At 63.2% G+C, this 25,379-nt stretch carries 22 protein-coding genes; 7 read left to right on the forward strand and 15 right to left on the reverse strand.

Features of this window, described 5'->3' with window-relative positions:
* The first annotated feature begins 49 nt into the window (after window positions 1–49).
* From AC3YOG_RS07010 to AC3YOG_RS07020, 3 genes are read left to right on the forward strand one after another with little or no spacing between them, the layout of a single operon-like run.
* Complete coding sequence (locus AC3YOG_RS07010; RefSeq protein WP_489935256.1) at window positions 50–1,036, forward strand: FecCD family ABC transporter permease; 987 nt, start codon at window positions 50–52, stop codon at window positions 1,034–1,036.
* Complete coding sequence (locus AC3YOG_RS07015; protein ID WP_489934598.1) at window positions 1,033–1,881, forward strand: ABC transporter ATP-binding protein; 849 nt, start codon at window positions 1,033–1,035, stop codon at window positions 1,879–1,881. The genes AC3YOG_RS07010 and AC3YOG_RS07015 overlap by 4 nt, the downstream gene beginning before the upstream one ends.
* Entirely contained in the window at window positions 1,878–2,960 is a 1,083-nt protein-coding gene (locus AC3YOG_RS07020; protein WP_489934599.1) for a DUF2218 domain-containing protein, read from the forward strand. The genes AC3YOG_RS07015 and AC3YOG_RS07020 overlap by 4 nt, the downstream gene beginning before the upstream one ends.
* Here the strand turns inward: AC3YOG_RS07020 and AC3YOG_RS07025 are convergent.
* The 7 genes from AC3YOG_RS07025 to AC3YOG_RS07055 are packed head-to-tail and all read right to left on the reverse strand — an operon-like array spanning window position 2,950 to window position 10,092.
* A complete protein-coding gene (locus tag AC3YOG_RS07025; protein ID WP_489934600.1) occupies window positions 2,950–3,786 on the reverse strand; it encodes an MBL fold metallo-hydrolase in 837 nt (278 codons plus the stop codon). The two genes, AC3YOG_RS07020 and AC3YOG_RS07025, sit on opposite strands and share 11 nt — an antisense overlap.
* A 3-nt stretch (window positions 3,787–3,789) precedes the next feature.
* On the reverse strand, window positions 3,790–4,569 hold the full coding sequence (locus AC3YOG_RS07030) for a TatD family hydrolase (protein WP_489934601.1): 780 nt from the start codon (window positions 4,567–4,569) through the stop codon (window positions 3,790–3,792).
* Window position 4,570: 1 nt separating this feature from the next.
* Window positions 4,571–6,118: a methionine--tRNA ligase gene (metG, locus tag AC3YOG_RS07035; RefSeq protein ID WP_489934602.1), complete on the reverse strand. Its 1,548-nt coding sequence runs from the start codon at window positions 6,116–6,118 to the stop codon at window positions 4,571–4,573.
* A complete protein-coding gene (locus AC3YOG_RS07040; protein ID WP_489934603.1) occupies window positions 6,115–7,143 on the reverse strand; it encodes an AAA family ATPase in 1,029 nt (342 codons plus the stop codon). The genes metG and AC3YOG_RS07040 overlap by 4 nt, the downstream gene beginning before the upstream one ends.
* Entirely contained in the window at window positions 7,140–7,826 is a 687-nt protein-coding gene (gene tmk / locus AC3YOG_RS07045) for a dTMP kinase (RefSeq protein WP_489934604.1), read from the reverse strand. The genes AC3YOG_RS07040 and tmk overlap by 4 nt, the downstream gene beginning before the upstream one ends.
* Before the next feature lie 21 nt (window positions 7,827–7,847).
* A complete protein-coding gene (locus tag AC3YOG_RS07050; RefSeq protein ID WP_489934605.1) occupies window positions 7,848–9,008 on the reverse strand; it encodes a D-alanyl-D-alanine carboxypeptidase family protein in 1,161 nt (386 codons plus the stop codon).
* A gap of 46 nt (window positions 9,009–9,054) precedes the next feature.
* Entirely contained in the window at window positions 9,055–10,092 is a 1,038-nt protein-coding gene (locus AC3YOG_RS07055; RefSeq protein WP_489934606.1) for a septal ring lytic transglycosylase RlpA family protein, read from the reverse strand.
* A 234-nt stretch (window positions 10,093–10,326) separates the two neighbouring features.
* Here AC3YOG_RS07055 and metH point away from each other — a divergent pair, with 234 nt between their 5' ends.
* A complete protein-coding gene (metH, locus tag AC3YOG_RS07060) occupies window positions 10,327–14,097 on the forward strand; it encodes a methionine synthase (protein WP_489934607.1) in 3,771 nt (1,256 codons plus the stop codon).
* Between the two features lie 89 nt (window positions 14,098–14,186).
* Window positions 14,187–14,534: a hypothetical protein gene (locus tag AC3YOG_RS07065; protein ID WP_172123339.1), complete on the forward strand. Its 348-nt coding sequence runs from the start codon at window positions 14,187–14,189 to the stop codon at window positions 14,532–14,534.
* Between the two features lie 197 nt (window positions 14,535–14,731).
* On the opposite strand, the gene AC3YOG_RS07070 is transcribed toward AC3YOG_RS07065, so the two are convergent.
* The gene (locus tag AC3YOG_RS07070; protein ID WP_489934608.1) at window positions 14,732–15,274 is read right to left on the reverse strand and encodes a DUF1643 domain-containing protein; all 543 of its coding nucleotides are present in this window, start codon (window positions 15,272–15,274) and stop codon (window positions 14,732–14,734) included.
* Window positions 15,271–16,173 carry a bifunctional methylenetetrahydrofolate dehydrogenase/methenyltetrahydrofolate cyclohydrolase gene (locus AC3YOG_RS07075; protein ID WP_489934609.1) on the reverse strand — a complete coding sequence of 301 codons (903 nt, stop codon included), beginning with the start codon at window positions 16,171–16,173 and terminating at the stop codon, window positions 15,271–15,273. The genes AC3YOG_RS07070 and AC3YOG_RS07075 overlap by 4 nt, the downstream gene beginning before the upstream one ends.
* A gap of 379 nt (window positions 16,174–16,552) precedes the next feature.
* Here AC3YOG_RS07075 and AC3YOG_RS07080 point away from each other — a divergent pair, with 379 nt between their 5' ends.
* Window positions 16,553–18,028 carry an AMP nucleosidase gene (locus AC3YOG_RS07080; protein WP_127753095.1) on the forward strand — a complete coding sequence of 492 codons (1,476 nt, stop codon included), beginning with the start codon at window positions 16,553–16,555 and terminating at the stop codon, window positions 18,026–18,028.
* 306 nt (window positions 18,029–18,334) lie between these two features.
* On the opposite strand, the gene AC3YOG_RS07085 is transcribed toward AC3YOG_RS07080, so the two are convergent.
* The 3 genes from AC3YOG_RS07085 to AC3YOG_RS07095 form a co-directional block, all read right to left on the reverse strand.
* Window positions 18,335–19,126, reverse strand: a complete 792-nt coding sequence (locus AC3YOG_RS07085; RefSeq protein WP_489934610.1) for an SDR family NAD(P)-dependent oxidoreductase — start codon at window positions 19,124–19,126, stop codon at window positions 18,335–18,337.
* Window positions 19,127–19,235: 109 nt separating this feature from the next.
* Window positions 19,236–20,513 carry a phosphopyruvate hydratase gene (gene eno / locus AC3YOG_RS07090; RefSeq protein ID WP_489934611.1) on the reverse strand — a complete coding sequence of 426 codons (1,278 nt, stop codon included), beginning with the start codon at window positions 20,511–20,513 and terminating at the stop codon, window positions 19,236–19,238.
* Between the two features lie 103 nt (window positions 20,514–20,616).
* Window positions 20,617–21,678, reverse strand: a complete 1,062-nt coding sequence (locus tag AC3YOG_RS07095) for a Gfo/Idh/MocA family protein (RefSeq protein ID WP_489934612.1) — start codon at window positions 21,676–21,678, stop codon at window positions 20,617–20,619.
* A 201-nt stretch (window positions 21,679–21,879) separates the two neighbouring features.
* Between AC3YOG_RS07095 and AC3YOG_RS07100 the strand changes: the two genes are divergently transcribed.
* The gene (locus AC3YOG_RS07100) at window positions 21,880–22,884 is read left to right on the forward strand and encodes a serine hydrolase domain-containing protein (protein ID WP_489934613.1); all 1,005 of its coding nucleotides are present in this window, start codon (window positions 21,880–21,882) and stop codon (window positions 22,882–22,884) included.
* Here the strand turns inward: AC3YOG_RS07100 and AC3YOG_RS07105 are convergent.
* The 3 genes from AC3YOG_RS07105 to secG form a co-directional block, all read right to left on the reverse strand.
* Window positions 22,881–23,057, reverse strand: a complete 177-nt coding sequence (locus AC3YOG_RS07105) for a DUF4169 family protein (RefSeq protein WP_489934614.1) — start codon at window positions 23,055–23,057, stop codon at window positions 22,881–22,883. The two genes, AC3YOG_RS07100 and AC3YOG_RS07105, sit on opposite strands and share 4 nt — an antisense overlap.
* A 10-nt stretch (window positions 23,058–23,067) precedes the next feature.
* A complete protein-coding gene (gene pyrG, locus AC3YOG_RS07110; RefSeq protein ID WP_489934615.1) occupies window positions 23,068–24,696 on the reverse strand; it encodes a CTP synthase in 1,629 nt (542 codons plus the stop codon).
* 108 nt (window positions 24,697–24,804) lie between these two features.
* Window positions 24,805–25,320: a preprotein translocase subunit SecG gene (gene secG, locus AC3YOG_RS07115; RefSeq protein ID WP_489934616.1), complete on the reverse strand. Its 516-nt coding sequence runs from the start codon at window positions 25,318–25,320 to the stop codon at window positions 24,805–24,807.
* Between the last annotated feature and the right edge of the window lie 59 nt (window positions 25,321–25,379).

Raw genomic sequence — 25,379 nt, forward strand, 5'->3', positions numbered from 1 at the left:
CGTGCTCGCCGCCGCTCCGTTCAGCTTCGCCGCCAGCCGGCGCAACCGCATGGCCCGCCACGCGACCGTCACGGCCGGGTTGCTCGCCGTCCTCGGGGCTCTTTTCGTGCTGACCCTCACATTGGGCCAATCCTTCACGCCGCCGGCCGATGTGCTGCGCGTGCTGCTCGGCGAGGATGTGGCCGGCGCCAGCTTTGCCGTCGGGCAGTTGCGCCTGCCGCGCGGCGTGCTGGCAATCTTGTCCGGCCTGAGCTTTGGCATGGCGGGCGCGGCCTTTCAGATCATGCTGCGCAATCCCCTGGCCAGCCCCGACATCATCGGCATCAGTTCGGGCGCCAGTGCCGCCGCCGTGTTCGCGATCGTCGTGCTCTCGCTCAAGGGAACCGTCGTATCCCTTTTTGCCGTTGGCGCGGGCCTTTCGGTCGCGCTCCTCGTTTACGGGCTGTCCTTTCGCAACGGGGTCGCGGGCACCCGGCTGATCCTCGTGGGCATCGGCGTTTCCGCCATGCTGGAAAGCATGGTTGCCTATCTCCTCACGCAGGCCCCGGACTGGAATTTGCAGGAGGCCCTGCGTTGGCTCTCTGGCAGCCTCAACGGCGTCCAACTGGTTCAGGCCGTTCCTGTATTGGGAGCCCTCGCCTTGTTTGGTGGCGTGCTGCTCCTCCTCACCCGCGAGCTTGATCTGCTGCGGCTGGGTGACGACACGGCCTCGGCCCTTGGCGTACGCGTTTCGCAGACGCGGGTGCTGGTGATCATTTCGGCCGTGGGCCTGATCGCGACGGCCACCGCAGTCACCGGCCCAATCGCCTTCGTGGCCTTCCTGTCCGGACCTATTGCGGCCCGGATCGGGGGCCCGCGCCAGTCGCTGCTCGTTCCGGCGGCGCTGGTGGGGGCATTGCTGGTGCTGGGTGCTGATTATGCCGGGCAATTCCTGCTGCCCGCCCGCTATCCTGTCGGTGTGGTCACCGGAGCCTTGGGCGCGCCTTACCTGATTTACCTCATCGTGCGGACCAACCGCACTGGAGGCACGTTGTGACGCGCCATTCCCTCACGGTCGACAAGCTTCGGGCTCGCTATGGCGAGACGGAGATCCTCCATGGCCTCGATCTGCAGGTGCCGATGGGGCAGATCACGGTGATCGTGGGCGCCAATGCCTGTGGCAAGTCCACCCTGCTACGCGCCATGTCCCGCCTCCTCGTTCCCCATAGCGGGCAAGTGGTGCTGGACGGCAAGGCGATCCACCAGACCCCGCCGCGCCAGCTCGCCCGAACACTTGGCTTGCTGCCCCAGTCGCCCATTGCGCCTGAAGGCATAGCCGTGGCCGATCTGGTGAGCCGGGGCCGGCATCCACACCAGGGGCTGTTCGCGCGCTGGACCCGGCAGGACGACGAAGCGGTCGAGAACGCCCTCGTTGCGACCAGGACCACTGAACTGGCCGAGCGCCCGATCGAAGAGCTGTCCGGCGGACAGCGCCAGCGCGTCTGGATTGCCATGGCGCTGGCGCAGCAAACCGACATTTTGCTCCTCGATGAGCCAACCACCTTTCTCGACATCAGTCACCAGATCGAAGTGCTTGACCTCCTGACCGACCTCAACCGCTCGCGCGGCACCACCATTGTCATGGTGCTGCACGACATCAACCTCGCCGCTCGCTACGCTGACTGGCTTGTGGCGATGGCCGGCGGGCAAGTGCAGGTGATCGGCCATCCCGATCAGGTGGTGACACCAGCCACCATCCAGCAGGTGTTCGGCATCGCGAGCCAGGTCATCACCGACCCAGTTTCGGGGCGCCCCATCATGCTGCCCATCGGCCGGCACGGCACGCTCCCGCCCCCAACCCATTGCAACCCCCACCACCGCTTCAAGGAGACCTCCCCATGATCGCTTTGCAGGAATACAAGCTTTCAGGCGTGGCGCTTCCGAGCGATCCGATCTGGATGCTGGAGGAAATCTGCGAGCATTTCGTCGAGCACGCCGAAGTGCAGCGGCTGGATAATTTCGCGCTGTTGCGCAATGAAGCCGGCCTGGCCAGCATCCGGGCCGATGCCGGCAAACTGTTGATCGAACTGACCGCGCCCACGCCCCTGGCGCTGGAAATGAGCCGCACAGATCTGGCGGAGCATCTGTTCTATTTCGCCGGCAAGGAGCCATTCGCGCTGGAATGGTCCGAGCCAGCCCAGCCCCTGACCCTACCGAACCTGCACCATGTCACGGTGGCGGTCGCCGAGGACATCACCCCCCGCATGCGGCGCGTGAAATTCAGCTGCGCCGATGTTAGCCCATTTGTTGGCGGAGAAATGCATGTGCAACTCCTGGTGCCGCCACAGAACCGCCCGCCGGTTTGGCCCAGCTATCGCCGCGATGGCCGGGTGAACTGGCCTGAGGGTGATGATGCGCTGCTTGTTCGCGCCTATACGATCAGGGCGGTCGACACCGAGCGCGGCGAACTCTGGATCGATTTCTTGCAGCACCCCGCACCAGGCGTCGAAACGCCGGGCGCGGACTTCGCGCGCGATGCAGTGCCCGGTATGCAAGTGGCTCTCTTGGGCCCATCCAGCGGCAAGTTGCCGGAGGGCGCTTCGATCTTCCTTGCCGGAGACGAAGCGGCTTTGCCAGCCATTGCACACATCGCGGAGGAAGCGCCGGCGGGAACGCGCCTGCAAGCCCTGATCGAGGTTTGGGACGAGAGCGAAGAGCAAGAACTCCGTTCCGCCGCCGCGCTCGATATCCGCTGGCTGCACCGCAAGACCTATCCCGATGCAAGCCAGGGCACCTTCGCTGGCGAAATCAAGCAAGCCCTCGGCGCGGTTGATAGCCAGACCTATGTGTGGGTGGCCTGCGAGAAGCAGGATGTCCGCGCCGTGCGCTCATTCCTCAAGAGCCGCGGCCATGATCGCAAGGCCATGTATGTCGCGTGGTATTGGGAACGCGAGGCGCCTGCAGGCTCAGTCAGCGATTGAGCACTTCGCCGCTCACCATGTCGATCTGCATGCCATCGAAAGCTGGCGTGACATTGTCGGGTGTGCCCGCTTCGGTGGCGTGGTAGTCCAGGTCGATATGCAGATTGGTCAGTACCGCCTGGCTTGGCGCGAAGCGCTCGATCAGTTCGAGCGTTTCGGGCAGGCTCAAATGGCTGGGATGCGGCGCCGGGCGCAGCGCGTCGATCACCCAGGACGTCAGCCCTGACACCGCCGCAAAGGACTGGCCTGGAATGCCCGAAAGATCGCAGGAATAAGCGAAGTCAGCGACGCGAAAGCCGAGCGAGCGGATATTGCCGTGCTCCTGCTCGAAGCCGGTAATGTCGATGCTCCCACCCGGACCGTCAATGGTCAGCCCTTCCCCGGGCTCGATCTCATGGGCGTTGAGGATTGGCGGATAATCCCCACCCTTGGGCGTGGCAAAGCAATAGCCGAAGGCCTCGCGCAACCGCTGCCCGCACTCAGGGGTGAAGAACACATCCACCCGCCGGCGGTTCTGCAGCGCCAGTACGCGCAGATCATCGATGCCGTGTGTGTGGTCGGCATGCTCGTGGGTATAGAACACGGCGTCCAGCCGCCCAACTTGCGCCTCGAGCAGTTGTTCGCGCAGATCGGCGCCGGTGTCGATGAGAATGCGCGTCGGCTCCGTGCTGCCCTCGCTCCAGCCTTCGATCAGCAGCGAACAGCGACGACGCCGGTTGCGCGGCTCGCTGGGGTCGCAATCGCCCCAATTATTGCCCACGCGCGGCACGCCGCCCGAGGAGCCGCAGCCTAGGATCGTCGCAACGAGCTTGGTCGCGGCTGCCATCGCTCAAACCAGCCCGGTCTTGCTGAACAGCCGCGCAAAATTCGCGGTGGTCTGCGCGCCAAGGGTTTCCAGATCGATGCCGCGCACTTCGGCGAGTTTTTCGGCGGTGTGGCGCACAAAGGCCGGCTCATTGGATTGGCCGCGATGCGGAATGGGCGCGAGATAGGGCGCGTCGGTTTCCACGAGATAACGGTCGGCCGGCACAAAGCTCGCGACTTCCCGGATCTCCTCGGCATTCTTGAAGGTGATGATCCCGGAGAACGAGATATAGCCACCCAGCGCCAGGGCCCGTCGCGCCAGTTCCGGTCCCGCCGTGAAGCAGTGCAGAACAAAGTGGAATGCGCCCTGCCCGGCCTCTTCTTCAAGGATGGCAGCCATGTCTTCGTCCGCTTGGCGGCTGTGGATAACCAGTGGAAGACCGGTGATCCGGGCAGCCGCGATGTGGCGGCGCAAGCCTGTGGCCTGCGCTTCGCGGGGCGCATTGTCGTAGAAGTAATCCAGTCCCGCCTCGCCAATGGCTACGCAGCGCGGATGGGCACTTAGCCGCACGAGTTCATCTGCCGTGACATGCAGCTCCTCATGCGCGTTGTGCGGATGGGTGCCGACCGAGCACCAGACGTTCTCGTATCGTTCCGCGAGGTCCGTATAGGTCGAAAAGTTTTCCACACGTGTGGAAATCGTCACCATTCCAGTGACCCCGGCGGCCTTGGCCCGGCTCATCACGCTGTCCAGATCGGCGGACAGCGCCTCGAAGTCGAGATGGCAGTGGCTATCGATCAGCATCTTACTCGACCGGCTTGTCCAGACGCGCAAAAACGCCCTGCGGCACGGGCAGTTCCGTGCCAGGAGCGAGGCGGTCTCGCACCAGGGCCAAGGGCAGCAGCCGGTCGGTTTCGGGCACCGCCAGCTGGTCGAGCAGCTTGGCGGCCGAGCCCGGCACAAAGGCCAGCATCGGGATGGCCAGGCGCCGCACGGTGTCGGCAGTGCGATACAGCACGGTGCCCATGCGCTCGGGATCGGTTTTCTTGAGGGCCCAAGGCTCCTGGGCCGCGAAGTAATTGTTCGCCGAGCTCAGCGCGGCCATGATCGCCCCGGTGGCTTCGTGCACCAACTGCTCGTCCATCGCCTTTTGCGCGGTTTGGATGGCCTCGCCGACTTCGCGCTCCAGCGCCTCGTCGGCCGCCGTGGCGTGGCCAACAGCGGGCACCTTGCCGTCGCAGTTCTTGTTGATCATCGAGAGCGAACGCTGGGCCAAATTGCCCAGATTATTCGCCAGGTCGGCATTGACCCGGTTCACCAGCTTTTCATTGCTGTAGTCGCCGTCATTGCCGAACGAGACTTCACGCAAAAAGAAATAGCGCAGGGCGTCAGCGCCGAAGGTCTCGACCAGATGGAACGGGTCGATGACATTGCCGAGCGACTTGCTCATCTTCTGCCCGTCGACCGTCAGGAAGCCGTGCGCGAAGACCCGATGCTGCACCGGCAGGCCGGCGCTCATCAGGAAGGCGGGCCAGTACACCGTATGGAAGCGGATGATGTCCTTGCCGATCACATGCAAATCGGCCGGCCAAAACTTCTTGAACAGCTCGTTCTGCTCATCGGGAAAACCGAGGCCCGTGATGTAGTTGGTCAGCGCGTCGACCCAGACATACATCACATGTCCCGGTGCGTCCGGCACCGGAATGCCCCAATCGAAGGTGGTGCGGGAGATCGACAGATCTTGCAGCCCGCCTTTGACGAACGAGATGATTTCATTGCGTCGCTCCTTGGGCGCGATGAAATCAGGGTTGGCTTCGTAGAGGTTGAGCAGCTTTTGTTGATACGCCGAAAGGCGGAAGAAATAGGTGGGCTCTTCCACCCAGTTCACTTCGGCGCCCGAGGGAGCAAAGCGTTTGCCGTCCTTTTCGGTGAGTTCGTCCTCATCGAAATAGGCCTCGTCGCGCACCGAATACCAGCCCTTATAGGTGGACTGGAAAATGTCGCCATTGCTGCTGTCGGCCATGCGCTTCCAGATGGCCTGGCTCGCTTCATGGTGGCGCGGCTCGGTGGTGCGGATGAAATCGTCGTTGGAAAGCTCGAGCGCTTCGGCCAGGCGCCGGAATTCGCCCGAATTGCGGTCGGCCAGCTCGCGCACCGGGATGCCCTGCGCCTGGGCGGTCTGCACCATCTTGATGCCATGCTCGTCGGTGCCGGTGAGGAAATATACCTCGCGCCCTTCGAGGCGCTTCCAGCGGGCGATGGCGTCGGTCGCGATCATCTCATAGGCGTGGCCGATATGGGGCGCGCCGTTGGGATAGGAGATGGCGGTGGTGATGTAAAAGCTGTTGCTCATGAGTACTCGGTCGGGGCGGCAGCGGTCCGGTCGAGGTGCCGCCGAATGGCATCGAAGATAACGACCAGGGTCTGCTTGGTATCCAGATTGATGCTCTCGGCTTCCTCGAGCAATGCGTGCGCCTTGTCCCATAGCTCGTTTGCCGAGGCAAGCCGCAAGCGGTTGGATGGCTCAATCGCCGCCCGCCGCGCTTCATCGGCCATCCAGTTGTCGAGCATTTCCTTGGCAAAGGACATCTCCGCCCCCTGCGGGTCGGCGCCCAGTGCATCGGCAAGGGTCAGGTGCACGCTGGCGGGCTGGCGCGTTGGCGCCTGCAGCCAGGCGCTGAGGGCACCAAGCGCCGAGTCTTCCCCGAGCGCCAGGGTTTCAAACGCACGGCGTGGCCGCCCGCCGGCAAGCGCTACGGCCCGATCGAGCTCGGCGACGGATAGATCGGGTTTTTCCCCCTCCACCACAGCCCGCAGCTCGGCATCGGCGAGCGGGCGCAGCCCCAGCACATGGCAGCGCGACCTGATGGTGGGCAACAAGCGACCGGGCCGGTGCGAGATCAGCAGGAACGTCGTATCTGGTGGTGGCTCTTCGAGGGTCTTGAGCAAGGCATTGGCGGCGGAAGGGTTGGCGTCATCGATCGGGTCGATGATGGCAACGCGATGCCCCGATCGCCCGCGCGTGCGGTGCATGCTGTCGCGCAGGTCACGCACATCTTCGACCCGGATCACGGTGTAAAAGCCCTTGGCGTCCTTGGGACGCCGCCGCAACACGAAGAGATTGGGATGCGACATGGCCGCCACCTGCTCGGCGACCCGATGGGCATCCTCGTCGCCTGTCGCCGCAAGGATGGCACTCGCCAGTTCAAAGGCCAGCGTAGCCTTGCCGATGCCCTGCGGGCCGTGCAGCAGAATGCCACCGGGCAGCCGCCCCGCCGCCAGACGCTCCAAGATGGTGGCGCGGGCATTATCGTGCCCCCGGGCGCGCTGGCGTCGCTCGGGCGCGGGCAGATCGGCAAGCGCGTCAGGATCGCTCACGCCTGGGTGCCTTCAAGCAGTTCGGGAAAGCGCGCCTGCACCGCGTCCCAGATTTCCGCTTCCAGCGCGTCTTCGTCCTGGTCGGCGGACAGCACGACGCAACGGTCGGGATTGGCCGCGGCAATGGCGAGAAATCCCTTGCGCAGCCGCCGGTGCCAGTCGAGCTCTTCCTTTTCGAACCGATCGCCCGTTTGCGCCAGCCCATCCTCGAGGTCGCGTTGCGCAACGCGCCGAAACGCCAGTTCGGGGTCCATGTCGAGCACGATGGTGAGATCCGGCGTGTGGCCGTCCAGCGCCAGAACTTCGAGCGCCTCGATCAGCTTGTCGTCAACGCCTCCGGTCAGCCCCTGATAAGCGCGAGTGCTGTCATGGAAACGGTCCGAGATGACCCAGGTGCCCTGGCTCAAATTTGGCGCGATCAATTGCGTCACGTGATCGTGGCGGGCCGCCGCAAACAGGATGGCTTCGGCTCCCGGCCCCCAGCTTTCCGAACGTCCCTGCAGGATAAAGGAGCGGATGGCCTCGGCCCGCGGCGTACCACCAGGCTCGCGGGTGCGCACGGCCTGGATCGAGAAATTGTTGAGATTGGCGAGCAGACGCTTGACCTGGGTCGACTTGCCGACCCCCTCGCCCCCTTCGAAGGTCAGGAAGCGAGCGGGGCGAGGAATGGGAGCCTGAAGCATGAGATGGGGCCTATGTTCTGCCTACATCCAGCCCAGGGCCAGCTGCTTCAAAGCGTCGGTTGCCTTGCGCACCAAATCGCCTTCTTCCACCGTTTCGGCGGCATAAAGGGGCGCAGCCTGCACCAGCTGGTCGTCACAGAATACGCGCAGCTCGGCGATCTGGTCGCCCGCCTGCACCGGCGGCATCAGTGGGCTGGTATAAACAACTTCGCCCTTAAGGCATTTGCGCGAGCCCCGCGGCAGGTAGAGCGAAACCTCGCCTTCCCCCACAAGGCCAACGCTGCCGCTGCTGCCGCCATAAACATTGGCATAGGCAACAACCTTGCCCGGGGGATAAGCGGCAATGCGCTCGAACGCCCGCGTGCCCCAGGTGATGAGCTTGCGCCCTTCTTCGGTGCGCTGCGCCATCGAGGTCAGCCCATGCACCACCCCGATCAGGCGGCGGCCGCCGTCGTCCGTAGAGATCACCGAGCCATAACCGGCCGCTTCCGTGTGGCCCGTCTTGAGGCCATCGACGCCGATGCCCATTTCCACCAGCGAGTTGCGGTTGGGCTGGCGGATGCCGTTCCACTCCATCTCGGGTTCCGAGAAGTAGTGGTAGTATTCAGAATATTCGCGGATCAAATGGCGGGCCAGGTTCGCGAGGTCGCGCGCCGTCACATGCATCTCGGGATCAGGCAGCCCCGTGGAATTGGTGAAGTGCGAACCGCGCAGCCCGATATCCTCGGCCAGCTCGTTCATCATCGCGGCAAAGCTGCCTTCCGAACCGGCAATGCCCTCAGCCAGCACAATTGCCGCGTCGTTACCCGACTGGATGATCACCGAGCGGACGAGATCCTCGACCTTGATCTTGCTGTTGAGGTCGGCAAACATCGTCGAGCCACCCGAGGATGCACCCCCGGTGCGCCAGGCATGCTCGGACACAAAGAACTCGTCGGTCAGGCTGACCCGCCCGGCACGCACTTCATTGAATACCACGGCCACGGTCATGAGCTTGGCCATGCTGGCCGGCTCCATGGGCACATCGCCATCCTTTTGGAAGATGACGGTTCCCGATTCCTCATCCATCAGGACGGCGAACTTGGCTTTAGTGTCGAAATTGGCTTGCGCAAAAGCAGGAACCGACAGCGCCAGCAGCGCTGCCAGACAGACAAGAAAGCGGTTCACGATCGACAATCCCATGGCTTGAGTCTCCGGAAAGGAGCGGGCACAAAGTGCCCTTCGCCGATTAATAGAGGACTATGTCGTTGAGGCCAAGTTCTCGCGCAAGTTCGAGTACATCAGTGCGTGATACACCGGGCTTGAGTTTGGTGAGCACCAGCTGGGTTGCCGCCCGGCCATTGACGCTCACCGGCTTCTCGTCAACTGCGCCCAGCATGGCGAAGCGTTGCGCCAGCGCAATGGCGCTATCGCTGTCGCTGAACACGCCCAGTGCCAGCTTGATGTCTCGGGCGTCGGCATCCACCGCCTCCACCCAATCCTTGAGCTGGGGCGCGCGGGTTGCCATCGCCGTGGCGGCAGCATGGGCGGTATCGATGTTGAGGTCCTGCGCCTCTGGCGTGGTATCGGCATAGGCAAAAAGGCCGCCGACCATGTCGAACAGGCTGTTATTGCCACTATCGGCAAAGCGCGTATTGCCGCTGTTGATCGGCGGGCCGGAATAGCTGGCCAGCAGCATGCGCGTATCGTCGCCCTCAAGCGGGGCCGGCGCGACATATTCGACCTGCACCTGCGCATGGCCATTATTGACATAGCCCAGCAGCTCGGCGGCACGATGGGATAGATCCATCACCCGGCCGGGCATATAGGGGCCGCGATCATTGACCCGCACCACAACCGAGCGACCATTGGCCTGGTTAGTCACGCGCACATAGGAGGGCAGCGGCAGGGTTGGGTGGGCGCCGGTGATGGCATTGGCTGAAAAGATTTCACCATTGGCGGTCCGGCGGCCGTGGAAGTCAGAACCATACCAGGACGCCTCACCGGCAGCCCGGTAGTTCGGGTCGTGCTGGGGTACGTAGACCTTGCCCCGAACCTTATAGGGCTTGCCAAGCTGATAGCGCCCGCCACCCTTGGGTGGGTTGGGATGATTGGTGACGCGCGGCGAAGCGCTGACGCCGAATTCTTTGGAGGTAAATGCATCGCGCTTGACGGTGGCGCCTAGCCCGCCACCGCCGCATGCGGCGATCACGGGTGCAATGAGGGCCGCGAGGGCAAGGGCGCGAACGGCGGACTGCCTGGAGGTCTTCACTTTATACAAACTCATGTAACCACGCTGCTGAGCACAGACTGAAGCCCGGTGCTGGCCTGCTTGGCGCCTATGGAACGGGAATCTGGTTGAAGTGAAGTTAAGGCGAACGAAATGTGAGCGACAAAGCTCGCCTTTATCCGCAATTAGCGGCAATAGGCGCGACGCAGCCCACCCTTGCGGCGCAGGTCATATAAAGATATCTTTATGTCTCGCGCGATCCGACGAACCGAAGTTTAAGATAGGACGGCTATGACTCAGCCCGTTGCCCAGCCAGATCAGCCCGCCCTGCCCGATTGGACCGAGGTTCGCCAGGCCATCACTGCGGCAGCGCGTGAGCGCATCCTGATTCTGGATGGTGCCATGGGCACCATGATCCAGCGACTCAAGCTGTCCGAAGAGAACTTCCGGGGCGAGCGCTTCCGCGATTGGACCTTGCCGCTCCAGGGCAACAACGACCTGCTGGTGCTGACCGAGCCGCAGCAGATCGAGGATATCCACTACGCCTACTTCATGGCCGGCGCCGACATCGCCGAAACCAACACCTTCTCGGCGACCTCCGTGGCGCAGGCCGATTACGGCACGGAGTCTGCCGTCTACGACATCAACTATCAGGGCGTCGTCGTCGCCCGTCGCGCCGCGCTGCGCGCCGAGGCCGCTGATGGCCGCCGCCGCTTTGTTGCGGGGGCGCTTGGGCCCACCAACAAGACCTCGTCCATGTCGACGGACGTCAACAGCCCCGGTCACCGTGCCATCACCTTTGATGAGCTGGTGGCCGCCTATGGCGAGGCCATTCGCGGGCTGGTGGACGCCGGCGCGGATCTGCTCCTGTTTGAAACCATCACCGATACGCTCAACACCAAGGCCGGCATCTTTGCCGCGCAGCGCTTGTTCGAAGAACGCGGCATCGATGTGCCGGTCATGATCTCGGGCACCATCACCGATCTCAGCGGCCGCACGCTGTCCGGGCAAACGCCTTCGGCGTTCTGGTACTCGGTGCGCCACGCCAATCCCATCACCATCGGGCTTAACTGCGCTCTGGGCGCCAATGCCATGCGGGCTCATCTGGGCGAATTGAGCGATGTCGCCGATACCCTGATCTGCGCTTATCCCAATGCGGGCTTGCCCAACGCTTTTGGGCAATATGACGAATCGCCCGAGTTCATGGCCGAGCAGATCGCCGGTTTCGCCGAGTCGGGCTATCTCAACATCGTGGGCGGCTGCTGCGGCTCGACGCCCGACCATATCCGCGCCATTGCCGACGCAGTGTCCCGCTTTCAGCCCCGGGCAATCCCCACCCAGGAGCCGCTCCTGCGCCTTGCCGGCCTCGAGCCCTTTACGCTGACGGAGGACATTCCCTTCGTCAATGTGGGCGAGCGCACCAATGTTACGGGCTCGGCTCGCTTCCGCAAGCTGATCACCGCCGGCGACTACACGGCCGCTCTGGAAGTGGCACGCGACCAGGTCGCCAATGGCGCCCAGATCATCGACATCAACATGGATGAGGGCCTGATCGACTCCAAGCGGGTGATGATCGAGTTCCTCAACCTGCTCGCCGCCGAGCCCGATATCGCCAAAGTGCCGCTGATGATCGACTCTTCCAAATGGGAAGTGATCGAGGCGGGCCTCAAATGCGTGCAGGGCAAGGCGCTGGTCAATTCCATCTCGATGAAGGAAGGGGTCGAATCCTTCCTGCACCAGGCTCGTCTGGTACGCGCCTATGGCGCTGCCGTGGTGGTGATGGCCTTTGACGAGCATGGCCAGGCCGATACGCTGGAGCGCAAGGTCGAGATCTGTACGCGCGCCTACAAGCTCCTAACCGAGGAAGTGGGCTTCCCGCCCGAAGACATCGTCTTTGATCCCAATGTCTTCGCCGTGGCTACCGGGATCGAGGAGCACAATGGCTATGGCGTGGCGTTCCTCGAGGCCACCAAGCAGATCACCGACACCCTGCCCCATGTCCATATCTCGGGCGGCATCTCCAATCTCAGCTTCTCGTTCCGCGGCAATGAACCGGTGCGCGAGGCCATGCACGCGGTCTTCCTCTACTATGCCATCCAGAATGGCATGGACATGGGCATCGTCAATGCTGGCCAGCTCGCCGTTTACGAGTCCATCGACCCCGAGCTGCGCGATGCCTGCGAGGACGTGATTCTCAACCGCCGCCCCGATGCGACCGACCGCCTGCTGTCCCTCGCCGAACGCTATCGCGGCACCGCTGGCAAGGAAGCCGCGGCAAAGGACTTGAGCTGGCGCGACAAGCCGGTCGAGGAGCGCATCGCCCATGCGCTGGTCAACGGCATCACCGAATATATCGACGCCGATACCGATGAAGCCCGCCGCAATGCGGAACGCCCCCTCCATGTCATCGAAGGCCCGTTGATGGCTGGTATGAGCATTGTTGGCGACCTGTTCGGCTCGGGCAAGATGTTCCTGCCCCAGGTGGTCAAATCCGCCCGGGTGATGAAGCAGGCCGTGGCGCTGCTCCTCCCCTATATGGAGGCCGAAAAGAACGCCGACGGCAACGCCACCGGCCGCAAAAGCGCGGGCAAGGTGTTGATGGCCACCGTCAAGGGCGACGTGCACGACATCGGCAAGAACATCGTCGGGGTCGTGCTCTCCTGCAATAATTACGAGATCATCGATCTGGGCGTCATGGTGCCCACCGCCAAAATCCTGCAAACAGCGCGCGACGAGAATGTCGACATCATCGGCCTCTCCGGTCTCATCACCCCCTCGCTCGATGAGATGGTGCATGTGGCGGCCGAAATGGAGCGCGAGGGCTTTGAAATTCCCTTGCTGATCGGGGGCGCCACCACCAGTCGCGTTCACACCGCGGTCAAGATCCACCCGCGCTACGAACGCGGCCAGACCGTCCATGTCAACGACGCCAGCCGCGCCGTCGGCGTCGTCGGCAATCTCTTGTCGCCCGACAACAAGGTGTCGTTCATCGCCGATATCCGCGCCGAATACGCCAAGGCCGCCGCCGCCCATGAACGTGCGGAATCGGAAAAGCAGCGCTTGTCGCTGGAAAAAGCCCGGGCCAACCGTTTCGCGCCGGATTGGTCGAGCTACACCCCGCCGGTTCCCGCCTTCCTTGGCACCCGCATCTTTGCCGATTGGGACCTGGCCGAACTCGCCCGCTATATCGATTGGACCCCGTTCTTTCAGACCTGGGAACTTAAGGGCCGCTATCCCGCGATCCTCCAGGATGAGCGCCAAGGGGAAGCGGCGCGCCAGCTTTGGGATGATGCCCAAAAAATGCTGGCCCAGATCATCGATGAAAAGTGGTTCAAGCCCAAGGCCGTGGTCGGCTTCTGGCCCGCAGCTTCCGTCGGCGACGATATCCGCTTGTGGAGCGACGAGAACCGCAGCGAGGAACTCGCCACGCTTTTCACCCTGCGCCAGCAGCTGACCAAGCGCGACGGCAAGCCCAACATGGCGCTGGCCGATTTCGTGGCGCCGGTCGACAGCGGCAAGCCCGATTACATCGGCGCCTTCGTGGTCACGGCCGGGCTCGAGGAAGTGGCGATCGCCGAGCGCTTCGAGCAGCAAAATGACGATTACTCGGCCATTCTGGTCAAGGCGCTGGCCGACCGCTTCGCCGAAGCCATGGCCGAAGCCATGCATGAACGGGTGCGCAAGGAGTTCTGGGGCTATGGCGCGAACGAAACCTACGCACCCGAAGAGCTGATTGCCGAGCCCTATCGCGGCATCCGCCCGGCGCCCGGCTATCCCGCCCAACCCGACCATACGGAAAAAACTACGCTGTTCCGGCTGCTCGATGCGGAAAACGCCGCCGGCGTCACCCTAACCGAAAGCTATGCCATGTGGCCCGGCTCATCGGTTTCAGGCGTGTATTTCAGCCATCCCGACGCCTACTATTTCGGCGTAGCCAAGGTGGAACGCGACCAGGTGCTCGATTACTCCAGGCGCAAGAATATGAGCGTGGCGGAAGTGGAGCGCTGGCTCGGCCCGATCCTCAACTACATCCCCGGCCCGGCCATCGTGGCCGCCGAGTGATGCTGAACCCGCGTGCCCCAACTGGGGCACGCCTCCTATATTCCGTCCCACCTTCGGCCACCCGGCCGGGGCCAGCGGCGAGGTCAGCGATGCCCCATAACCGCATTCCGGTGACACTGGTGAGCGCCCCTCGTTTTCTTGCGGCCCTGGACCCGGAAACCGCCCTGCTCCGTCTCCCCGCCAATACCGGGCACGGTCACGCTGATGGTGAGCAGTGCCCCGCCTGCGCCGCCCAGCTCGACATTCGTGCCCAGCTCTTCAATTTGCTGGAAGAAGCCCGCCAGGGCCTGCGCCCGCCCTTTTCCAAGGTCGTCGTGGATGCCAGTGCCGTCCAGGACCAGGCCCGGCTAGTGGCCGCGCTCCAGGGCAAGCTCCCGGCCCAGGCCCTGCGCGACCACGCCGTCGCCCGCGCCTTCTACCTCGCCAGCGAGGCCTGACGCAGAGACGACTGAATTCGTCGTCCCTGCACCGCCCCGGCCCACCCCCGATGTCACCCTGGCCTTGCGCCGGGGCCCATCCCGAGATTTCTCCCCCAGGCAAGATCGCCTCCTAACGCCTGACATCCCGGCTCAGGCCCAGGAGGGCACATCAAGGCTATCGGCAGCCGCAGGGACTTTCGGCAGCCGTGAAAACGCTAAAAGAACCGCACCAGGGGCGTATCGAGCCGCAAATACAGCGGATGCTTGGGCGAACCATCGGCGTTGACCCCAAAGCACCACAACTCCACGCCGTCCGCCCGCAGCGCCTCCACCAGTTCCCGCCCGGCCGGTGCCAGTGCCTTGTTGAGCTTGCCGTGGCAAAGCACGACCCGGTCAGCCCCGGCCGCTGCAGCGCGCAGCGAGGGCAAATTGGCCGGCGAGGACACCACAACGCCCGGCACCAGCAGCGCCTTGGGGTCGGTGGCGCGATAATCCCCCACATTGCCCTTGGCCATGGCCGTGAAGCCCTCGCGGCGGGCGAAAGTCCATTCGCGCGCGCAGGTGGGATCGTTGACGGTGGCATCGGCCGTCGAGGGGTTCATGCCGATGAACAGCATATAGCGCTTGGGGAAACTCTCCCCCATCCAGCGCCGCATGATCTGCCGGTGTTCGTGGTCGCTGAACTGCGCGTCGCCACGCACTCCGGGCGGCAGGGGCAGCCGGACTCGGCCGCCCGGATCGTGGTCGTCTCCGATCATGCGGTCAGATCGCTCGGGGGCACCAGCCCATTGATCAGGCAAGCCGTGGTGATCGTGTTGGCGAGCAGGCAAGCGATGGTCATGGGCCCGACCCCACCCGGCACGGGCGTGATTGCGCCCGCAACTTCCGCCGCCGAAGCGAAGTCCACATCGCCCAGCAGCCGCGATTTGCCGGGGCCGCGCTCGGGTGCATCGACCCGGTTGATCCCGACATCGATCACGGTCGCGCCGGGCTTGATCCAATCGCCCTTGATCATCTCGGGACGTCCCACGGCGGCAATCACGATATCGGCTTGGCCAACAACACGCGGCAGGTCGCGGGTGCGCGAATGGGCCATGGTGACCGTGCAGTTTTCCCGCAGCAGCAGTTGCGCCATCGGCTTGCCCACCAGATTGGAGCGGCCAACCACCACGGCATGCAGGCCCGAAAGGTCCCCCAGCGTGTCGCGCAGCAGCATGAGGCAGCCCAGCGGCGTGCAGGAAACCGGTCCGGGCAGGCCGATCACGAGCTTGCCGACGCTTTCGGGCGTGAAGCAGTCCACGTCCTTGGCGGGTGAAATGGTTTCGATCACCTTCTTCGCGTCGATCTGGCCAGGCAGTGGCAGCTGCACCAGGATGCCGTGGATGGCCGGATCGGCGTTGAGCCGCTGCACCAGCGCCAGCACCTCGGCTTCATCAGTGGTTTCCGGCAGTTCGTATTTTTCGGAGTGCATGCCCACTTCAACCGTCTGCCGCGCCTTTTGCGCGACATAGACCTGGCTGCCCGGATCACTGCCGACGATGACCACGGCCAATCCGGGCGTGATGCCGTGCTCGGCCCTGAGGCGCGCGACATGAGCGGCAATGCGCCCGCGCAGACCTTCGGCAAAGCCTTTTCCGTCGATTATCCTGGCAGTCATTGGGCACTCTCCTTGACCAAAGCCGATGGGGTTCCCTTAAGCCAAGGATAGCGCCGCCGTCCACTGCGGCACGCCTAAAAAGGCGAGGGCCGCAACAGCGTCAGCCATTGCAGCCCTCGGGGGACCAGCCCCACCGCACTGTTGAGGGCTTGGGGACAAGCAGCGGAACATGGTCCCGATTCACCAGCTGCATGGGTCGCTTGCCTTGCCAGTGAACAGGGACCAAGATGAAGGGCAATTGCGGCGCAAAATCAGCAGCACACGGCCTTGTGAAACCAAGCCGCGTCACCGGTGTTTTGTTGGCGTCGCAAGGCTGCCACGACTTGATGGTAGCTGTGCCTTAGCCCGCTCCCCACCGCGCCGGTCAACGAGAAAAACAATGACGACGATCAGCCCGCCTCACATCGCCACTAGGTCCTTCACCGATCCACAGGAAGCCTGGGAGTTTCTGGCCGAGATCTACCACCGCAACACCAGCTTCATCCGCGAACATCTGGACGGGCTGGCGCACGGGGTGATCCCGGGCGGAAGGGTGCGGGCCTGCTATCCGCAGGTCGAGGTGCGCTCAACCAGCTTCGGGCGCGGGCGCTCCACCCTGCCCTATGGCTATCTGCATACGCCCGGCCTTTACCGCACCACCGTGACCGCGCCGGACCTGTTCCGCACCTATTTCCAGGAACAGTTCTCCGTCATCCTCAACAATCACGGCGGCACGATCGATATCGGGGAATCCGATACCCCGATCCCGCTGCATTTCGCCATGCCGCCCAATTCACGAGTGGATGGTGAAGCGCTCAACGCGCTCGATATTCCGCTGCGTGATGTGTTCGACGCGCCCGATCTGGCCAACGCCGATGACGAAATCGCCAATGGCACCTTCATCCCGCCCAAGGGCGGACCCTACCCCCTCGCCGCGTTTACCGCGCCGCGTGTCGACTATTCGCTGTTCCGCCTCAGCCACTACACCGGCACCGATGCACAGCATTTCCAGAACTTCGTGATTTTCACCAATTACCAGTTCTACATTGATGAGTTTTGCCGGGTCGCCAAGGAGTATATGTCCTCCGGGCATGCCCAATATGATAGCTTCATCGAGCCGGGCAATTTCATCACCAACAATGTCCGGCTTGGCGGCGAAGTCTCGGGCACCCCGGTCGCTCGCGCCCCGCAGATGCCCGCCTACCATCTGACCACGGGCAGCAGCCGCGGCATCACCATGGTCAATATCGGCGTTGGTCCATCCAACGCCAAAACCATCACTGACCACATCGCCGTCTTGCGCCCCCATGCCTGGATCATGCTCGGCCACTGTGCGGGCCTGCGCAACTCGCAGGAACTTGGCGACTACGTTCTCGCCCATGCCTATGTGCGCGAAGACCATGTGCTCGATGCCGACCTGCCGCTCTCGGTCCCCATTCCGGCCCTTGCCGAAGTGCAGGTCGCTCTGGAACGGGCCGTGGAGGAAATCACCCAGCTCGAGGGGCTCGAAACCAAGCGCATCATGCGCACCGGCACTGTTGCAACCTTTGACAATCGCAACTGGGAGTTGCGCGACCAGGCCGAGATCACCCAGCGCCTCAGCCAGTCCCGCGCTGTCGCCCTCGACATGGAATCGGCCACCATCGCCGCCAACGGCTTCCGCTTCCGCGTCCCCTACGGCACGCTGCTTTGCGTGTCCGACAAGCCACTCCATGGCGAGTTGAAACTGCCCGGCATGGCTTCGGACTTCTACCGCACCCAGGTCAACCGCCACCTGCTGATCGGCCTGCGCGCCATGGAAATCCTGCGCGACCAGCCCGCCGAGCGCCTCCACTCCCGCAAACTGCGCAGCTTCGTGGAAACGGCGTTTCAGTAGAAGGACTCTTGCGCCACTAAAGTGAACACCAGATGCGGCTTGCGCCTCCCTCCCCCTTGAGGGGAGGGACCGAGGGAGGGGGTCCCCGTGGAACCCACCTGCCCCCAAAAGCCCGATTGTCACCCCGGCCCTGAGCCGGGGCCCACCTCAGGATGACCCCCGGCTCAACACCGGGGTGTGGCAGGACGAGATTCACATTGAACCACCACAACTCGCCCCATCGCCTCCCTCCCCCTTGAGGGGAGGGATTGAGGGTGGGGGTGCAGGCGGTTCCGCAAACGCGATGCGCGGAAGACGCCCGAAACCCTACTGCTTGCCCGTCCCCGGCTCGGCCATCTGCCGGTGCCGTTCGGCCAGCGCACCCTGGGGCAGCACATTGCTCATCAGCGCCTGTATCTTGTTGGCAAAGCCCGACACTTCATGCCCGTCGCCGCGCATCATCGCGTCATAGCCAGCCTTGGCCACCATTGCCGGATCGTCCTTCTTGTCGGTGGCGACCTTGGTGTCCAGCATGTCGGCCACTTCAAAGAAGTTGGTGTCGGTCGGCCCCGGCATCAGGAGGGTGATCGTGACATCGGTGTCCTTGAGTTCGTTGCGCAGCGCATAGGCAAACGAATCCACATAGGCCTTGGTCGCGTTGTACACCGCCTGGAAGCTGCCGGGCAGCAAACCCCCGATCGAGCCGGTGATCAGCACCTTCCCGGCATTGCGGTCGCGCATGTCGCGCACGAACTTGTGCAGCAGATAGGTCGTGCCGATGACATTGACGTCGATCACCTGCTGGATGTCGGCGAAGTCCTGGTCAAGGAATGCCTTGCCGAGCCCCCGGCCGGCATTGGCCATCAGCACATCAACCGGTCGCCCGAGCGCGGCCACAGCGGCATAGAGCTCATCGACGCCTTCATAGGTGGAAAGATCGGCCTGCACCGCCTCGACGCTGCCACCGAACTGGCGCAGCGTTTCGGCGGCGTCGTCGATGTCGGATCCGTCGGCGGCGATCACGAGATTATAGCCCTGCTCGGCGCAGTGCTTGGCCAGTTCAAAACCGATGCCTGAAGAGGCACCGGTCACAACGGCGAGTTTGTCGAATTCGGCCATGTCAAACTCCGGACTTTTTGCATCCAGATCAACGATGGCCGAACTCGGCTGTTCCGCATTCTTAACGTTGCGTCAGGACTCGTTCAGGATCCGTTCATCATTGTGGCGATCAGCGGCCCTTGACCACCGAGAAGCCGGCATATTTGGCCGAAGTGCCCAGCTGCTCCTCGATGCGGATCAGCTGGTTGTACTTGGCCAAACGGTCCGAGCGCGACAGCGAACCCGTCTTGATCTGCCCGCAATTGAGCGCCACGGCAAGATCGGCAATGGTCGAATCCTCGGTCTCGCCGGAGCGGTGCGACATAACCGAAGTGTAACCTGCACGATGGGCAGTATCGACGGCGTTGAGAGTCTCGGACAGCGAGCCGATCTGGTTGACCTTGACCAGGATGGAATTGGCGACACCCATCTTGATGCCCGACACCAGGCGCTCAGTATTGGTGACGAATAGATCATCGCCCACCAGCTGTACCTTCTTGCCGATGGCCTCGGTCAGCGCCTTCCAGCCATCCCAGTCATCCTCGGCCATGCCGTCTTCGATGGAAATGATGGGATAGCGGTTCGCCAGATCTTCCAGGAACCGCACGTTATCCTCCGAAGACAAAGTGCGGCCTTCGCCTTCCATAGCATATCGACCGTTCTTGAAATACTCGGTGGCGGCGCAATCGAGACCGAGGAATACATCCTCGCCCGGCTTGTAGCCTGCCTTTTCGATGGAGTTCATAATAAAGCCCAGCGCTTCATCTGCCGATTTCAGGTTCGGCGCAAAGCCACCCTCATCGCCCACCGCCGTGTTATGCCCCTCGGCCGAAAGACCTTTCTTGAGGGTATGGAAGATCTCCGCCCCGATCCGCACGGCGTCAGACAAGCTCTCTGCACCCACCGGAAGGATCATGAACTCCTGCATATCGATCGGATTGTCAGCATGTTGGCCACCATTGATGATATTCATCATCGGCACCGGCAGCACATGGGCATTGGGGCCGCCGATATAACGATAGAACGGCAGCTCGCTCGATTCCGCCGCCGCCTTCGCCACAGCCAGCGACACACCCAGAATGGCATTGGCGCCCAGTCGGCCCTTGTTGTGGGTACCATCGAGCTCGATCATCGCCTGGTCGACGGCGATCTGGTCGAGCGCATCCATGCCCTGGATCTCGTCAAAGATCACGGTGTTGACGTTCTCGACCGCCTGCGTCACGCCCTTGCCCAGATAGAGCGGGCCGCCGTCGCGCAGCTCCACTGCCTCATGGGCACCGGTGGAAGCGCCCGAGGGCACGGCCGCGCGGCCGAACGAGCCGTCATCAAGCACCACATCGACCTCGACCGTGGGATTGCCACGGCTGTCATAGATCTGGCGGCCGGTTACGTGGATGATCGAAGACATGGAAAGCCCTTCCCTCGGCGGTTTTACTTGCTGGCCCTGTTCCTAGACGTCGGGTGTGACAAGGAAAAGGGCTCAGCGCAAAAAAAGCCGCTAGGCGTTGGCGCTAGACCGACTTAGCCGGCCCCGCCACATGTTCGGTGCGGTCGCGCTCGGTGGTCGCGGCCATATCCAACACCTTCTGCAGATTGGCCGCGTGGCGGAAGGATGGCTCCTGGTTGGCACCATCGCGCACCGCTTCGGCGAACCGCCTATAGTTGGTGGGTACCGGGTCAACCTCGATCTCGCGCCAGGTGGCGGTTTCGGCGTCGTCACCCAAGCAAGCCATCAGCTTGGGATGGTGATTGAGGTCGGAGATATCGAGCCCACCCTTGTCGCCATAGATGCGCAGCCGCAGGTCATTGAGGTGGCCGGTAGCCCAGCGTGTGGCGTGGATCACGCCCATCGCACCGTCCTGCATTTCAGCCGTCATGACAAAGGTGTCGTTGGCATCGAGCACATATTCGCCGATCTGGTTGTCCTTGGCCTTGCCAAACGTTTGCAGGCGGAAAAACACGTCAGCGAAATCGCTGCCGACGACAAAGCTCGCAAAATCAAGGATGTGGATCCCGATGTCGCCAAGAACGCCGTTGGAGCCGTGCCTGCTTGACAGGCGCCACAGCCAGGTCGGCGAAGTCCGCCAGTCGCCCCAAGCTTTGGACACGAGCCAACTCTGTAGATAGCTCGCTTCAAAGTGCTTGACCTGGCCGATGGCACCGGCCGCCACCATCCGCTGCGCCGCTTGGATCTGGGGTACGTTGCGATAGGTAAGATTGACCATGTTGACGAGGCCCAGCCGTTCGGCGGTTTCGGTCATCTCGAGTGCCTTGGCGTAATTGGTCGAAAGGGGCTTTTCACAGAACACGTGCTTGCCCGCATTGAGGGCCGCGATGGTCGTGGGATAGTGCACATTGTCCGGCGTGATGTTGGAAATGGCGTCGAACTCGCCCCATTCGAGCGCCGCATCGAGCGAAGCAAAGCCACGCGGGATGTCATGCGTTTCCCGAAAGGACTGCAGCCGGTTGGGATCGGTATCCACGGCGCCCACCAGATCTACCCCCTCGACCTCGCGAAAGCCTTTGACGTGGAGCCTGGCCATGCCGCCGGTTCCGAGAAGCAATAGACGCATGGAAACACCTTTGTTGTGCGCAGATTGTTGCCTTGCCCCAACCCTTCGGCGCCCCGAAGGGTTGCGATCAAACGCAAGCTCAAGGGACGACAACAGCCCGCGCCGGTCAACTGGGTGGAATGACCTTCTCTGCGGCTTTTTACGTTTTTGTACCGGGCTCACCGCCCTTGATTTGCCGCGCTTTGGATTAAGGCTCCACCCATGATCCGAACCATGCTTTTTGCGGCCTTTGCCGCCTTCAGTTTTCCCGCGGCGGCGCAGGAAGATCTTGCCCAGATACTCACCACGGCCGAGCAGCTGGAGCCGCTCGAGACTGTAATCGTCGACCAGCATGGCGAGGTTCTTGCCGAGCGGGGCTATCGTGGCCACAGCGTCACGGATCCGACCAACATCAAGTCGGCGTCAAAGACGATCCTCGCGACGCTGGTCGGCATTGCCATCGAGCGCGGCGTGCTGGAGGGCGTTGATCAGCCCATCGCCACCATCCTCGATGAAGAGCTGCCCGACGATCCAGATCCTCGCCTCGAGCGGGTCTCGATCGGCAATCTGCTGTCCATGCAGGCGGGGCTGCAACCCACATCGGGGCCGAACTACGGTCGCTGGATCGCGAGCCGCAACTGGGTGCGCGCAGCGCTTGATCAACCTTTTGCCGACGAGCCCGGGGGCCGCATGCTCTACTCCACCGGCTCGAGCCATCTTCTATCAGCGGCGCTGACCAAGGCAACGGGAAAAACCGCCCTTGCCCTCGCGCGCGACTGGCTGGGTGCGATTGAAGGTTTCGAGATCACCGCTTGGGAACGTGACCCGCAAGGCATCTATCTCGGCGGCAACGAGATGGCGATGAGCCCGCGCTCCCTGCTGGCCTTTGGCGAGATGATCCAGCGCGGCGGCGTCACCGCGGATGGCGAGCGCATTGTGCCTCAGGGCTGGATCGAGCAGTCCTGGGTGCAACGAACCACGTCACGGTTCAACTCGGATGGCTATGGCTATGGCTGGTTCCTCACCCGCATTGCGGATGAGGATGTGCGTTATGCCTGGGGCTATGGCGGGCAGATGCTGTACCTGGTGCCCGCGCTTGAACTGACCGTCGTCATGACCTCGGACGCGAGCCTGCCGGCCGCCAGCACCGGCCATCGCGACGACCTCAAGGCACTGCTGGCCCAGATCATCGCCGCAGTCCGGCCTGCCCCGGCAGCAACGCCTTAGTCCTCGAGTTTATGCCCTTCGAGGCGCCGGGCAGCAAGTTCCGCTTCGGCCTTGCTCTTGTTCTTTTCGGCCTTGGTGCGGCCGAAAAGAATGCGGTTCTGCTCGGCCTTAGCAGCCTCCTCTTCGCGCGCCTTGCGTTTGCGTGCCGTGCGAAGATTGACGATCTCGGCCAACTCTTTCTCCCTAAACCAGCCGGCTTTGATCGATGGCTGCCGCGATGAAGCTGGCGAACAGCGGGTGAGGCTCGAAGGGCTTGCTCTTGAGCTCGGGGTGGAACTGCACGCCGATAAACCAGGGGTGATCGGTGCGCTCCACGATTTCTGGCAGCTTGCCATCGGGCGATACGCCCGAGAACAAGAGGCCGTTCTTTTCCAGCAGCTTACGGTAGTCCATATTCACTTCATAGCGGTGACGGTGCCGCTCGGAAATGTGCGTGGTGCCATAGATATCGGCAACGCGGCTGCCTCGGGTCAGCTGCGCGGGATAGGCACCCAGCCGCATCGTGCCGCCCAAGTCGGTGTCGCTTCCGCGCACTTCCTTGTTATTCTCGCGCGTCCATTCAGTCATCATACCAACGATCGGCTCCTTGGTCGGGCCGAATTCGGTGGACGAAGCATTCTTGATGCCGGCGGTGTTGCGCGCCGCCTCCACGCAGGCCATCTGCATGCCAAAGCAAATGCCGAAATACGGCACGTCCTTGACGCGGGCAAAGCGTGCTGCCTCGATCTTGCCGGCCGAGCCGCGCTCACCAAAGCCGCCTGGCACCAGGATGCCGTGCACATGTTCCAGGTAAGGCGCGGGGTCATCGCGCTCGAACACTTCCGAATCGATCCACTGCAGGTTGACCTTGACCCGGTTGGCGATGCCGCCATGGTTGAGGGCTTCGGACAGCGACTTATAGGCGTCCTTGAGACCGGTATACTTGCCCACGATAGCGATATTGACCTCGCCTTCGGGGTTGTGGAGGCGCTTGGACACTTCTTCCCAGGCCGTCAGGTCGGGCGTCGGTGCGTCGGTGATACCAAAGGCAGCAAGCACCTCACGGTCGAGCCCCTCGTGATGATAGGCCAGCGGCACATCATAGATCGAGCCAACGTCCAAGCCCTGGATCACCGCCGATTCGCGCACATTGCAGAACAGCGCGAGCTTGCGCTTGTCGCTATCGGGAATGGGACGATCGCAACGCACCAGCAGCACATCGGGCATGATGCCGATGGAGCGCAGTTCGGCCACCGAGTGCTGGGTCGGCTTGGTCTTGAGCTCTCCCGCCGAGGGGATATAGGGCATCAAGGTCAGGTGCAGATAGCAGGTATCACCGCGTGGCAGGTCGTTGCCGAGCTGGCGGATCGCCTCGAAAAACGGCAGCCCCTCGATATCGCCCACGGTGCCGCCGATCTCGACGAGGACGAAGTCGAAGTCCTCATTGCCATCGAGGACGAATTCCTTGATGGCGTCGGTAACATGGGGGATGACCTGGACGGTGGCGCCCAGGTAATCGCCGCGCCGCTCCTTGGCGAGAATGTCCGAATAAATCCGGCCGGTGGTGATGTTGTCGCGCTTGTTGGCCGAGCGACCGGTGAAGCGCTCATAGTGCCCGAGGTCCAGATCGGTTTCCGCGCCGTCATCGGTCACGAACACTTCGCCGTGCTGGGTAGGGGACATCGTGCCCGGGTCCACATTGAGATAGGGGTCGAGCTTGCGCAGCCGCACCTTGTAGCCGCGCGCCTGCAGCACAGCGCCCAAAGCCGCTGATGCCAGACCTTTACCCAAAGAGGAGACCACGCCTCCGGTGATGAATACGTACCGAGCCATGGGCGTTCACCTTACTCAAACAGCGATTCGAATCAAAGAGCGCCTTTGCGCTCTCCACAAAAGAAGAAGGGGATGTTGCCATCCCCCTGTTCGGTTCTGCCTTGCGGCTTAGTTGGCGGGCGGCGCCGCCGGGGCTGTTGCCGGTGCCTCGGGCACTGGCAGGTCAGTCGCGGGGGCCGCTGGGGCCGAATTGTTCTGGGGCGCTGCCGGAGCCGGCGCGGTGGGCTCGGTGACCGGATCGGAGCCAGCCGGCGCAACCGGATCGGCCGCAGGTGCTGCGGGCACGGGCAGGTCGGATGGGGTCGAGCTTTGCAGCGAATTGAGCGCATCCAGCACGCTGGTGGGCGCGGTGCCGTCCGGGGTCTGCGCCGCACGCTCGAGAATGCCCGAGCTGCCGCGATCCACTTCGTTGAGAATGGTCAGGCCAATGGCGGTGGCGAAAAACAGTGCGGCGAGAATCGCCGTGGTGCGGGTCAGCAGATTGGCCGAGCCGCGGGCCGTCATGAAGCCGCCGCCACTGCCCCCGCCGATTCCGAGCGCGCCCCCCTCGGAGCGCTGCAGCAGGATCACCGCAATAAGCGCCAACACGATCAGGAGGTAAGCAACAATGAGGACGTTCGCCATCGATCTCAGTTTCGGTCAAGCAAAAGATGGGGCGTTCTACACGCCCCCTCGCGCAAATG

It is taken from the genome of Devosia sp. Z6_126, assembly GCF_058133495.1.

Excerpts from the sequence above, each read along its gene's own strand:
- AC3YOG_RS07010 (WP_489935256.1), top strand. The coding sequence starts at position 50 with ATGGCCCGCCACGCGACCGTCACGGCCGGGTTGCTCGCCGTCCTCGGG.
- AC3YOG_RS07020 (WP_489934599.1), top strand. The coding sequence starts at position 1,878 with ATGATCGCTTTGCAGGAATACAAGCTTTCAGGCGTGGCGCTTCCGAGC.
- AC3YOG_RS07025 (WP_489934600.1), bottom strand. The coding sequence starts at position 3,786 with ATGGCAGCCGCGACCAAGCTCGTTGCGACGATCCTAGGCTGCGGCTCC.
- AC3YOG_RS07030 (WP_489934601.1), bottom strand. The coding sequence starts at position 4,569 with ATGCTGATCGATAGCCACTGCCATCTCGACTTCGAGGCGCTGTCCGCC.
- metG (WP_489934602.1), bottom strand. The coding sequence starts at position 6,118 with ATGAGCAACAGCTTTTACATCACCACCGCCATCTCCTATCCCAACGGC.
- tmk (WP_489934604.1), bottom strand. The coding sequence starts at position 7,826 with ATGCTTCAGGCTCCCATTCCTCGCCCCGCTCGCTTCCTGACCTTCGAA.
- AC3YOG_RS07050 (WP_489934605.1), bottom strand. The coding sequence starts at position 9,008 with ATGGGATTGTCGATCGTGAACCGCTTTCTTGTCTGTCTGGCAGCGCTG.
- AC3YOG_RS07055 (WP_489934606.1), bottom strand. The coding sequence starts at position 10,092 with ATGAGTTTGTATAAAGTGAAGACCTCCAGGCAGTCCGCCGTTCGCGCC.
- metH (WP_489934607.1), top strand. The coding sequence starts at position 10,327 with ATGACTCAGCCCGTTGCCCAGCCAGATCAGCCCGCCCTGCCCGATTGG.
- AC3YOG_RS07065 (WP_172123339.1), top strand. The coding sequence starts at position 14,187 with ATGCCCCATAACCGCATTCCGGTGACACTGGTGAGCGCCCCTCGTTTT.
- AC3YOG_RS07070 (WP_489934608.1), bottom strand. The coding sequence starts at position 15,274 with ATGATCGGAGACGACCACGATCCGGGCGGCCGAGTCCGGCTGCCCCTG.
- AC3YOG_RS07075 (WP_489934609.1), bottom strand. The coding sequence starts at position 16,173 with ATGACTGCCAGGATAATCGACGGAAAAGGCTTTGCCGAAGGTCTGCGC.
- AC3YOG_RS07080 (WP_127753095.1), top strand. The coding sequence starts at position 16,553 with ATGACGACGATCAGCCCGCCTCACATCGCCACTAGGTCCTTCACCGAT.
- AC3YOG_RS07085 (WP_489934610.1), bottom strand. The coding sequence starts at position 19,126 with ATGGCCGAATTCGACAAACTCGCCGTTGTGACCGGTGCCTCTTCAGGC.
- eno (WP_489934611.1), bottom strand. The coding sequence starts at position 20,513 with ATGTCTTCGATCATCCACGTAACCGGCCGCCAGATCTATGACAGCCGT.
- AC3YOG_RS07095 (WP_489934612.1), bottom strand. The coding sequence starts at position 21,678 with ATGCGTCTATTGCTTCTCGGAACCGGCGGCATGGCCAGGCTCCACGTC.
- AC3YOG_RS07100 (WP_489934613.1), top strand. The coding sequence starts at position 21,880 with ATGATCCGAACCATGCTTTTTGCGGCCTTTGCCGCCTTCAGTTTTCCC.
- pyrG (WP_489934615.1), bottom strand. The coding sequence starts at position 24,696 with ATGGCTCGGTACGTATTCATCACCGGAGGCGTGGTCTCCTCTTTGGGT.
- secG (WP_489934616.1), bottom strand. The coding sequence starts at position 25,320 with ATGGCGAACGTCCTCATTGTTGCTTACCTCCTGATCGTGTTGGCGCTT.